Annotated in this window: 8 protein-coding genes; 5 read left to right on the top strand and 3 right to left on the bottom strand. The window is 74.9% G+C overall.

Annotated features, from left to right (window positions below):
* Positions 1–403: 403 nt before the first annotated feature.
* Positions 404–1,618 (top strand): glycosyltransferase, encoded by a 1,215-nt coding sequence (locus tag AC07BF_RS14705; RefSeq protein ID WP_478317921.1) that lies wholly within the window; start codon positions 404–406, stop codon positions 1,616–1,618.
* A 90-nt stretch (positions 1,619–1,708) separates the two neighbouring features.
* Positions 1,709–4,114, top strand: a complete 2,406-nt coding sequence (locus AC07BF_RS14700) for a HelD family protein (RefSeq protein ID WP_400803401.1) — start codon at positions 1,709–1,711, stop codon at positions 4,112–4,114.
* Here the strand turns inward: AC07BF_RS14700 and AC07BF_RS14695 are convergent.
* Positions 4,035–5,447 (bottom strand): glycosyltransferase 87 family protein, encoded by a 1,413-nt coding sequence (locus AC07BF_RS14695; protein ID WP_400843271.1) that lies wholly within the window; start codon positions 5,445–5,447, stop codon positions 4,035–4,037. The two genes, AC07BF_RS14700 and AC07BF_RS14695, sit on opposite strands and share 80 nt — an antisense overlap.
* 113 nt (positions 5,448–5,560) lie before the next feature.
* On the opposite strand from AC07BF_RS14695, the gene AC07BF_RS14690 reads away from it, so the two are divergent.
* Both AC07BF_RS14690 and AC07BF_RS14685 read left to right on the top strand, forming a co-directional pair.
* The gene (locus AC07BF_RS14690) at positions 5,561–6,664 is read left to right on the top strand and encodes a molybdopterin-dependent oxidoreductase (RefSeq protein ID WP_400843268.1); all 1,104 of its coding nucleotides are present in this window, start codon (positions 5,561–5,563) and stop codon (positions 6,662–6,664) included.
* Positions 6,664–7,086 carry a hypothetical protein gene (locus AC07BF_RS14685; RefSeq protein WP_363579888.1) on the top strand — a complete coding sequence of 141 codons (423 nt, stop codon included), beginning with the start codon at positions 6,664–6,666 and terminating at the stop codon, positions 7,084–7,086. The genes AC07BF_RS14690 and AC07BF_RS14685 overlap by 1 nt, the downstream gene beginning before the upstream one ends.
* On the opposite strand, the gene AC07BF_RS14680 is transcribed toward AC07BF_RS14685, so the two are convergent.
* The gene (locus tag AC07BF_RS14680) at positions 7,061–7,912 is read right to left on the bottom strand and encodes an S-methyl-5'-thioadenosine phosphorylase (RefSeq protein ID WP_363579887.1); all 852 of its coding nucleotides are present in this window, start codon (positions 7,910–7,912) and stop codon (positions 7,061–7,063) included. The genes AC07BF_RS14685 and AC07BF_RS14680 overlap by 26 nt on opposite strands.
* A 243-nt stretch (positions 7,913–8,155) precedes the next feature.
* Here AC07BF_RS14680 and AC07BF_RS14675 point away from each other — a divergent pair, with 243 nt between their 5' ends.
* Positions 8,156–8,800: a transglycosylase family protein gene (locus AC07BF_RS14675; RefSeq protein WP_478333436.1), complete on the top strand. Its 645-nt coding sequence runs from the start codon at positions 8,156–8,158 to the stop codon at positions 8,798–8,800.
* 208 nt (positions 8,801–9,008) lie between these two features.
* On the opposite strand, the gene AC07BF_RS14670 is transcribed toward AC07BF_RS14675, so the two are convergent.
* On the bottom strand, positions 9,009–11,012 hold the full coding sequence (locus AC07BF_RS14670) for an APC family permease (protein WP_363627536.1): 2,004 nt from the start codon (positions 11,010–11,012) through the stop codon (positions 9,009–9,011).
* Between the last annotated feature and the right edge of the window lie 337 nt (positions 11,013–11,349).

Here is an 11,349-nt window from a genome sequence, read left to right as displayed (position 1 = left end):
CCCCACTTATCCTCATCCCCCCCCCCTCCTCCCCCCCCCTCCCCCCCTCCCCCCCCCCCCCTCCCCCCCCCCCCCCCCCCCCCCCCCCCCCCCCCCCCCCCCCCCCCCCCCCCCCCCCCCCCCCCCCCCCCCCCGCCGACGTCGTCGCGTCGTCATTCCGGGCGAAGACCGCATCGCGCGCCGAACACTCCGCACACGCAGCACATGCGACACGCGCCGCACACAGCGTCTCACCAGCAGAAAAGAAGTCCGCCCGCAGCGGACGAGAAAAAAGGCACAGGAGGAAAAACCACTCCCGGCCACTTCCAACTTATAGCGTACGGGGGGCCTTGCGGCAAGGCCCTGGTCGTGCCGCACAATCGTCGACCTGAACCGGAATCCGCGGAAATTTGGGGTCGCGAAAATGCGTGTGCTGTTGTCGACGTACGGGTCCCGCGGGGATGTCGAACCGCTGGTGGGGCTCGCGGCGCGGCTGCGGGAGTCCGGCGCGCAGGTGCGGGTGTGTGCGCCGCCGGACGAGGACTTCGCGCAGCGGTTGGACCACATCGACGTGCCGCTGGTGCCGGTCGGCCCGTCGGCGCGGGCGCTGACGGTGGCGGCGCCGCCGCCGTCGTCCCTGCCGGAGCGCGCGGCCGCGGTGATCGCCGGGCAGCTGGAGGCGGTCACGGCGGCGGCCGAGGGCTGCGACGTGCTGGTGGCCACCGGCATGCTGCCGGCTGCGGCGGGCGCGCTGTCGGTGGCCGAGAAGCTGGGCATCCGCTCCGTGTCGGTGACCTTCCAGCAGCTCACCCTGCCCTCGCCGGGCCGCCCGCCGCTGGCGTACCCGGGCCGCCCGTTCCCGCCGGAGGTGACCGACAACCGGGTGCTGTGGGGCCTGGACGCCGAGAGCATCAACGCGCTGTTCGGCGCGGCGCTCAACACCAACCGGGCGTCGATCGGCCTGCCGCCGGTGGACGACGTCCGCGACTACGTCATCGGCGACCGGCCGTGGCTGGCGACCGACCCGGTCCTGGACCCGTGGCAGGAGCCCGCCGACCTGGACGTCGTGCAGACCGGCGCGTGGATCCTGCCGGACCGGCGCCCGCTGCCGGCCGGGTTGGAGGCCTTCCTGGCCGCCGGCGCACCGCCGGTGTACGTGGGCTTCGGCAGCATGCCGATGCTCGCCTCCCAGGACGCCGCCCAGGTGGCCGTCGAGGCGGTCCGCGCGCAGGGCCGCCGCGCGGTCGTGGCCCGCGGCTGGGCCGGTCTGGCCCCGATCGACGACCGGGGCGACTGCTTCGTCGTCGGCGAGGTCAACCAGCAGGCGCTGTTCGGCCGGGTGGCCGCCGTCGTGCACCACGGCGGGGCGGGCACCACGACGACGGCCACCCGGGCCGGCGCGCCCCAGGTCGTCGTCCCGCAGACCGCGGACCAGCCGTACTGGGCCGGCCGGGTGGCCCGGCTGGGCATCGGCGTGGCACTCGACGGGCCGACCCCGACCACCGAGTCCCTGTCGGCCGCGCTCAGGACGGCCCTCGCCCCCGAGACCCGGGTGTGGGCGACCGCCGTGGCCACCATGATCCGCACCGACGGCGCGGCGCTGGCCGCACAACTGCTACTCGACGCGGCCGGCCGCTGAGGCGTGCCGGATAATTCCACCCGCCGCCACCCCCGATTCCTCGGCCGACCGCCCGCGGAATCGAAAAGCTCAGAACACCTGGAGCCAGGTTTGTCCCCCATCTCGTCCTCCTCATCCTCCTCATTCGAATCCTCCTCGCCCGAATCCCGCTCGCCCGAATCCTCCTCGCCCGAACCGAATTCACCCGCCGACGACTGGCGGTCCGGCGAACTGCGGGCGGAGAACGCGTACGTCGGCAGGCTGTACGAGCGGCTCGAAGCCCAGCGCGCGCTCGCGGCCGGCCGACTGCGCGAGGTCCACCTCCAGGACAAGGGCGGGACGATCCAGGCCCTCCTGGAGCGCGACACCATGGAGATCCACCACACCCGCCGGCTGGCTGCGCTGCACGCCGCCGAGTACGGGCTGTGCTTCGGCCGGATCGACGACGCCGACGGCGAGCGGCAGTACATCGGCCGGATCGCCCTGTCGGACGACGACCACGAGCCGCTGCTCACCGACTGGCGGGCGGCGGCAGCGGAGCCGTTCTACCGGGCGACGCCCGCCGCACCGGGCGGTGTGGTGGCGCGACGGCACCTGCGGACCAAGGGCCGGACCGTCGTCGACTTCGACGACGACGCCTTCGGCGTGGGCGCCCACGCGGGCCGCGACAACGCCGAGCTCAGCGGGGAGGGCGCCCTGCTCGCCTCGCTGACGGCGGCCCGGACGGGGCGGATGGGCGACATCGTCTCCACCATCCAGGCCGAGCAGGACCGCGTCATCCGCGACGCGCTCGGCGGCGTCCTGGTCGTGCAGGGCGGCCCGGGCACCGGCAAGACCGTCGTCGCCCTGCACCGCGCCGCGTACCTGCTCTACACCCACCGCGACCGGCTGGCCAAGCACGGCGTGCTGGTCATCGGGCCGAACACGACGTTCCTGCGCTACATCGACGAGGTGCTTCCCGCGCTCGGCGAGAGCGAGGTCGTGCTGAGCAGCATCGGCACGCTCTACCCGGGGGTGACGGGGACCGGCACCGAGACGCCCGAGGCGGCCGCCGTCAAGGGCGACGTCCGGATGGCGCAGGTCCTCGCCGCCGCGCTGGAGGGCCTGCGGCAGCTGCCCGAGGAGTCGTGGACCATCACCGTGGGCCGGACCTCGCCCTACAACCTTCAGCTCCGGATCGGCCGGGCGCTCTGCGAGCGGGCCCACGCCGCCGCGCACCGGAGCGGCAGGCCGCACAACGCGGCCCGGGCCGACCTGGTGGAGCGGCTCTCCTCGGAGCTGGCCCTGCGGATCGCCCGGGACCAGGGCGGGGAGATGGACCTGGACGCCGTGGCGGACCTCGCCGACGCGCTCGTCGACGAGCCCGAGTTCCAGGCCGTGGCCCAGAAGCTGTGGCCGCTGCTGAACCCGGAGCAGGTGCTCACGAGCCTGTTCGGCTCCCCGGAGCTGCTGGCGAGCGCGATGCCGGACTTCACCGAGGCCGAACGCGCCGCGCTGCTGCGCGAACTGCCCGGCCCGGAACGGGAGTCCGCCGCCGAGGCCGCCTCGACCGCTGCGACCGCCCGGACCACCTGGACCACCGACGACGTACCGCTGCTCGACGAGGCCGCCGAACTGCTCGGCCCGCTTCCGGGCGCCGCCGTCGCCCGCCGGGCCGAGGCCGCCGCCGAGGCGGCGGAGCTGGAGTTCGCCAAGATCGTCCTCGACGACTTCGGCGTGGGGCTGGTCGAGATGGACGCGAAGATGCTGGCCCGCCAGTACCGCGGTGAGGAGTCGCTCCGGCCGCTGGCCGAGCGCGCGGCCGAGGACCGGACCTGGGGCTACGGGCACGTGATCGTGGACGAGGCCCAGGAGCTGTCCCCGATGGCCTGGCGGATGCTGGCCCGCCGCTGCCCCGGCCGTTCCATGACGATCGTCGGCGACCTGGCGCAGACCGGCGCGCCGGCCGGGCTGAGCTCCTGGGGCCAGGCCCTCGACACGTACACGGCGGGGCGCTGGCGCACGGTGGAACTCACCATCAACTACCGCACCCCGGCCGAGATCATGCAGGTCACCGAGGGCGTCCTGCGGGCGCTCGACCCCTCGCTCGCCGCCCCCACCGCGGTGCGCAGCGGCGGAACCCGCCCGTGGAGCCTGCGGATCCCCGCGGACGGCCGGGCGGCGGCGCTGCGCGGCGCCGTCGAGCGGGAGCTCGCGGCGCTGGACGGCGGCCGGCTGGCGGTCATCCACGCCCCGGACGCCCCGGCCGAACTGCTCGGCGGAATCGCCGGGTTGGCAGGAATCTGCGTCAACGACGGTCCGGCGTCGCTGGATTCGCCGGCCGTCCTGCTGACGGCCGCCCAGTCCAAGGGTCTTGAGTTCGACGCCGTCCTGGTCGTGGAGCCCTCCGAGATCCTCGCGGCGCACGCCCACGGCGTGAACGACCTCTACGTCGCCCTCACCCGGGCGACGAAGTCCCTCGGGGTGCTGCACAGCCGGGACCTGCCGGAGATGCTCCAGGGCCTGGAACCCCGCTGAGGACGGCGGCCGTTCTCCCGCGCCGCCGGGCGCCGACCGCGACGCACGCCAACGCGGCGCCGTAGGCGGCCTGTTGGGCCTCGACCCCGCCCGTCAGATAGAGGTACTGCCCGGCGGCGGGGACGGCGAGCCACTCCCAGCGGCCGGTGAGGCCGACCAGGGCCACCACCAGCAGGCCGTACCAGGGGTAGGCGGGCGCGGCGAGGAGCAGGGCCGTGCCGGTGACGAACAGGGCGCCGTCCCAGGGGCGGGCAGGGTCGCCGCGCCGGAGCACCCACAGGGCGACGGCGGCCAGGACCGCCCCGGCGGCCCACGGCAGCAGGGCGTCCGGCAGGAGGAGGGCGAGCAGGCCGAAGCGGTCGAGGTGCCCCTGCTCGTACCCCTCCTCCTTCAGGTAACCGGGCAGGTAGCCGAGCACGCCGGTGCCGGAGGCGGCGAGGTAGGGCAGGTAGGCCAGGGCGAACGCGCCGAGCGAGGCGCCCAGGAGCAGGGCGCTCTCGCGCGGGCGGCGGGCCAGTGCGCCCGGCAGGGCCAGTGCGGGGATCAGCTTGACCGCCACGGCCGCGCCGAGCAGCGCGCCGGCCCGCGTCGCCTTCCGCCGGGCCGCGTACCCGAGGCCCACGACCAGCAGCAGCGCCCCGAGGGTGTCCACGTGCGCGTCGTTGACCGACCACACCGCCACGCCGGGGCACCACCCCCACAGCGCGGCCCGCCGGCTGCCCCGTCCGATCACGAGCAGCGCCCCCGTGGTCGCCACCGCGAGCAGGGCGCCGGCGGCCTGCATCCCGCGCACCCCTCCCCCGAAGGGGTGCAGGGCGAGGAACCAGGCCTCCGCGACCGGCGGGTAGATGGTGTGCACGGCGGGCCGGTTGATGCGGGTGCAGTCACCGGCGGCGGTGCGCCGCTCGTCCCAGCCGTCGCAGGCGCCGCCGGCCGGCCACAGGTCGGAGGTGCGCAGCCGGGCCAGCGCCGGGTCGTCCGGGGTGTGCGCGTACGGGGAGGTGCCGGCGGCCTGGACGCGGCCGTCCCAGACGTAGCGGTAGGCGTCGTCGCTGGTGCGCGGCGGGGCGAGCAGGCCGACGGCGGCGACGGCGACGCTCCCGGCCAGGACCAGGGGCACGATCTGACGGCCGCCCACCCGGCGCAGCGCCAGCAGGGCGAGCGCGTACAGGGCGGCGTCGACGGCGTACCAGGCGTACAGCGGTGCGCGGTGGCCGAGCGTGCCGCCGCCGGTGACGGTGAGGGCGAGCGCGGCGGTCAGGGCGGCCAGCGCGAGCAGGCAGGGCAGCACGCGGGCGGGCCGGAGGCGGGTGAGCGGGAGGCGGGTGGGCACCCGCCCACCCTGCCACCGGGCGGCGGCGCGCGACCGCAGCGGCGTGGCGCCGTTCGGATTCCGTAAGCACGTCGTACCGCCGCGAAACCGGGGCCCGGCGGTTCTATGGACGGGTGACTCCGAACCTCCTTCCGCGATTCCGCTCGGCGCTGCACGAGCCGCGCACCGCCGTGGTGCTCGGCCGCTGGCTGGGCTCCGCGCTGCTGGTGTGCTTCCTGACCGGGCTGGTCAGCCACGCCCTCCAGGACCCGCCCGGCTGGCTGACGCCGTATCTGTTGAGCCGCCCGGTGAACGGCTACCGGGTGACCCAGGGGCTGCACGTGATCAGCGGCCTGGCGGCCGTCCCGTTGCTGGGGGCGAAGCTGTGGACGGTCTACCCGCAGTTGTTCGCGTGGCCGCCGGTGCGCGGCGCGGCGCACGCGCTGGAGCGGCTGGGGATCTTCGTGCTGGTCGCGGCGATGCTGCTGGAGCTGTTCACCGGGCTGTTCGACACCCTGCAGTGGTATCCGTGGCCGTTCCCGTTCCGCCAGACGCACTTCTGGCTGGCCTGGCTGGCCACCGGCGGCCTGTTCGTCCACCTCGCGGCCAAGGGCCCGGTGATCGCGCGGCACTGGCGCCGCCCGGCGGCCGGGCTGCCGCAGCGGCGGGCGTTCCTCGCCGCCGTGACGGCCGCGGTGGGTGTGGTCACGCTCACCACGGCCGGGCAGACCGTCCCCTTCCTGCGCCGGCTGGTCCTGCTGGCCCCGCGCCGCCCCGACCTGGGCCTGCAGGGGCTGCCGGTCAACCGGACCGCCGCGCAGGCCGGGACGGTCACCGTGCCGGCCGACTGGCGGCTCCGGGTGGACGGCCCGCAGCCGTACCGGCTCTCCCTCGCCGAGCTGAACCAACTCCCCCAGTACGACGTGCACTTGCCGATCTCCTGTGTGGAGGGGTGGAGCTTCTCGGCGCGCTGGACCGGGGTGCGGGTGGCCGATCTGCTGGTCCGGGCGGGGGCCCCGGCCGGCTCGGGCCTGCTGATCACCTCGCTGGAGGCGGACGGCCCGTACCGCGAGATGCGGATGCCCGCCGAGTACGCCGTCGACCCGCTCACCCTGCTCGCCCTGCGGATCAACGGCGAGGTGCTGACGGCGGACCACGGATTCCCGGCGCGGATCATCGCGCCCAACCGGCCGGGGGTGCTGCAGACCAAGTGGGTCGCGCGCCTGGAGGTGATCTGATGCCTCGGTGGCTGCGCGCGGTACTGCTGCTCGGCGGCCTCGCCCTGATCGGCTTCGGCCTGTCGGGCCTGCTCACCGACTCCTACATCACCGCCCCGCTCGACGTGCTGGTCTGGGCGGTGGGCGGGGTGCTGCTGCACGACGGGCTGTGGGTGCCGCTGCTCTGCCTGGTCGGCGCGCGACTGGCGCGCGACTGGGCGTTGCGCGGCTGGCTGGTCGTCGCGGCGGCGGTGAGCGCGATCGGGCTGCCGGCGGTGCTGCGGGACGGCGAGAACCACGGCAACTCCTCCCTCCTGCCGCTGCCGTACCTGCGCAACTGGCTGCTGGTGCTGGCCGCCACCGCCGGGCCGGTGCTGCTGTTCGCACTCGTCCGGTGGTGGCGGCGTCGCCCGCGGGTCAGACGCCCGGCAGACCCGTCGTGAGCCCGTCCAGCGCGTGCGAGCAGACGCAGTCCCGGACGGCGGGCAGGCTCTCCAGCGCCTTGAACAGCACCGTGCGCAGCCGGTCGACGTTTCCGGCGAAGACCTCCAGCACCTCGGCATGGGTGACGCCCTCGCCGCTCTCCACGCCCGCGTCGAGGTCGGTGACCAGCGCCAACGAGGTGTAGCAGAGGCCGAGTTCGCGGGCGAGGACGGCCTCCGGGTGACCGGTCATGCCGACCACCGACCAGCCGTTCGCGGTGAACCAGCGGGACTCGGCGCGGGTGGAGAAGCGCGGGCCCTCGATCACCACCAGGGTGCCGCCGTCCACCGGCTCCCAGGCCGCGTCCCGGGCGGCGTCCAGGGCGGCGCGCCGCCCGTCCGGGCAGTACGGGTCGGCCATCGAGACGTGCACCACCTCGGGCACCGCCCCGCCGGGCAGCGGCAGGCCGTCGTAGTAGGTCTGCACCCGGCCGGAGGTGCGGTCGACGAACTGGTCGGGCACCAGCAGCGTGCCGGGCCCGTACTCCGGGCGCAGCCCGCCGACGGCGCACGGTGCGAGCACCTGGCGCACGCCCAGGGAGTGCAGCGCCCACAGGTTGGCCCGGTAGTCGATCCGGTGCGGCGGCAGGCCGTGGCCGCGCCCGTGCCGGGGGAGGAAGGCGACCCGGCGGCCGGCCACCTCGCCCAGGAACAGCGCGTCGCTGGGCGGCCCGTACGGCGTGTCGACGCGCAGTTCGCTCACGTCGTCGAGCAGCGCGTAGAGCCCTGAGCCGCCGATCACGCCCAGTTCGGCGCGCGGAGCACCGGTTCCCTGATCGATCGTCATCGTTCGTACCCTTCCTCGGGGAGGCGTCCCGGCCACTCTAGGGTCCACGCGGCGGCACCGGTCCTTACGGTTCCGGGACGGCGGGCGGGGCCGGATGGCCGCGGGCCGACGGGGTGGTCCGGGGCGGCCGAGCGGGTGACCTGCCGGACGTGTCGGAGGCGACGCGCCCCACCCGGCGTGCGTCGGTGGGTGTGCGCCGCCTCCGGGCGGTGCACGCCCTGTTCCCGAAGCTGAGAGCCGCCGATGCCTCCCACCGTTCGTCTTCGCCGCCTCGTCCCCGCCGCCCTGTGCGTGCTCGCCGTGGCCCTCACCGCTCCCGCGGCCCAGGCCGCTCCCCCGGGCCGCGGCCCGGGCACCGACCCCGGCCGGGGGTACGACGGAGGGAGGTACGACTGGGAGAGCGTGGCGGCCTGCGAGAGCAGCGGCAACTGGCACGTCAACAGCGGCAACGGCTACTTCGGCGGCCTCCAGTTCGACACCCCCACCTGGCGCGACAACGGCGGCCTCGCCTACGCACCGCGCGCCGACCTCGCCAGCCGCGAGGAGCAGATCGCGGTGGCCCAGCACCTCGCCGGGCGGCGCGGCCTCTCCCCCTGGCCCGCCTGCGGCGCCCGCGCCACCCGCGGCCACGACCGCGAGCGCGACGCCGCCCTTCCCCCGCCGCCCGCACCCGCACCCGCACCCGCGCCTGCCGCTGACGGCGCCGGCGACGGCGCCGAGGCCGGCGACGGCGGGTGGACGGTCCGCGAGGGCGACACCCTGGGCGACATCGCCGAAACCCTGCGCGTGCCCGGCGGCTGGCCGGCCCTCTACGCGCTCAACCGCGCCGCCGTCGGCGACGACCCCGACCTCATCCAGCCGGGCACCGCGCTGCGCCTGCCGTCCTGAACCCGGCTCCCGCACAGCAGTGGGGGCGGGGGGGGGGGGGGGGGAAGGAGGGGGGGGGGGGGGGGGGGGGGGGGGGGGGGGGGGGGGGGGGGGGGGGGGGACCGTTCTCCCCCCCCCCCCCCCCCCCCCCCCCCCCCCCCCCCCCCCCCCCCCCCCCCCCCCCCCCCCCACCCCCCCCCCCCCCCCGACGACGTCGTGCGGCGGAGCGTCAGCCGACGTGGACGCGCGGGCGGCGGCTGCGGTCGGGTTCGGCCTCGCGCAGCACCTCGCGGGTGACCGGGGCCACCTCGCCCTGGCCGAACAGGAAGAACCGCAGGAACTGGGCGAAGGGGTTGCCCTCGGTCCACTCGAAGTAGAGGTGCGGCTGCTGCCCGGTGCGGTCCCGGATGGTGAGGGCCAGCGCGGCGATCGCGTTCGGGATGCTGGAGCTCTCCAGTGTCAGCACCCGGTAGCGGCCGTGCAGCACCTCGCCGCGCACGGTCAGCTCGGTCTCGAAGTCGGAGGCGTCCCGGACGGTCACCTCGACGAAGACCAGGTCGTCCTCACCGGGGATGTCGTTGTCGGCGCGGATCTGGCGGATCTTGTCGCGGTACTCGGCGACGTCGCGGCGGGTCGGCTCGTTGGCGATCAGCCGCAGCGGGCGGTGCGCGTAGTCCCTGACGAAACGTTCCGCCACGTCGTCCAGTACCACGTCGGTGACGCGCAACTCGAAGGCGCGGCGCAGCCGGGAGAGCAGCGAGACCAGGATGATGCCGGCGATGAAGCAGGCGCCGATCTTCAGACCGTCCGGCCGCTCCAGGCAGTTCAGCACGGTGGTGTACAGGAAGATCGCCGCGATGATCGCGAAGGCGGTGGTCCAGCCCCGCTGCTTCGCCTTGTACGCGGCGATGGTGACGGCGATGGCCGCCGAACTGATCAGCACCAGCACGCCGGTCGCGTACGCGCCGCCCTGGGCGTCCACGTCGGCGTCGAACAGCCAGGTGACCAGGAAGCCGATCAGGGTCAGCACGATCACCATCGGCCGCACCGCACGCGCCCAGTGCGGGGCCATGCCGTAGCGGGGCAGGTAACGCGGCAGCAGGTTGAGCATGCCCGCCATGGCGGAGGCGCCGGCGAACCAGAGGATGGCGATGGTGGACAGGTCGTAGACGCTGCCGAAGGTGCCGCCCAGGTACTCGTGGGCCAGGTAGGCGAGGGCGCGGCCGTTCGCGTCGCCGCCGGGCTTGAACTGGTCGGCCGGGATCAGCAGGGTGGTGATGAAGCTGGTGGTGATCAGGAAGCAGCTCATGATCACGGCGGCCGTGGTGAGCAGCTTGCGGGTGCCGCGGATCCGGCCGGTGGGCTTCTCCTCGGTGTCGTCCGGGTCGCCCTCGATGTGCGGCATCACGGCGACGCCGGTCTCGAAGCCGGACAGGCCGAGCGCCAGCTTCGGGAAGACCACCAGCGCCACGCCCACCATGATCACCGGGTTGCCGTGCTGGGCGGTCAGCGCACTGGTCCAGTCCGTGACCACGTGCGGCGCCTCGATGATCTTCCAGATGCCGACGGCCACCACGACCACGTTCAGCGCCAGGTAGACCCCGACCAGGGCCACCGCCAGGCCGATCGCCTCGCTGAAGCCCTTCAGGAACACCGCGCCGAGCAGCGCGACCAGGATCAGCGTGATCAGCACCTGCTTGCCGCCGAGGACGCTGGTCAGGTGCGGGTTCTCCACCAGGTGCGCGCTCGCGTCGGCGGCCGACAGGGTGATCGTGATGAGGAAGTCCGTCGCCGCGAAACCGAGCAGCGCCAGGACGAACAGTTTGCCCTTCCAGAACGACAACAGCCGCTCCAGCATGGCGATCGAGCCCTCACCCCGCGGGCTCTCCTGCGCGACCCGCCGGTAGACCGGCAGCGCGCCCAGCAGGGTGACGACCACCAGCACGATCGTCGCGATCGGCGACAGCACGCCCGCCGCCAGGGCGGCGATGCCCGGCTGGTAGCCGAGCGTGGAGAAGTAGTCCAGGCCGGTCAGGCACATCACCCGCCACCAGCGCCGGCCCTTGTGCGCGCCGGAGTCCCCCGCCTGCGCGCCGCCCTGCGAACCGTCCTGACCGGCCTGCCCGGTGGCCGGCTTGTCCGCCGACACGCCCTCCAGCAGCCAGCCCCGCAACCGTATTCGCGCCGACGACGGTTCCGCCGTCGCCGCCTCCGTCGAACCCGACGAAACCACCTTGCACCTCTTGTTAAAGACCCCGTAAAAGCGCCGTCGGGCGACGGCAGTGCGACAGGCTATGCGACCGGCGTTAAGGACGCGTCATCGCCCCGCGTTAAGAAAGCGTCATTGCTCCGCAGGTCGCGGCGGGTGGTGCGGCCGGTGACAGTGCGCCCGCGACGGGGCTCCGACCGGCGGGGGGGGGGGGGGGGGGGGGGGGGGGGGGGGGGGGGGGGGGCGACGGGGGGGGGGGGGGGGGGGGGGGGGGGGAAAAGGAGCACAAACCCCCCCCCCGCACCAAAGGAGTAGGGGGGCAGGGGTGTTGTGGGGTTTTAGACCTTGTTGCGAGGTGGGC

The sequence above is a fragment of the Kitasatospora sp. NPDC043950 genome (assembly GCF_056435345.1).
This window is presented reverse-complemented; position numbering and strand designations above follow the sequence as displayed.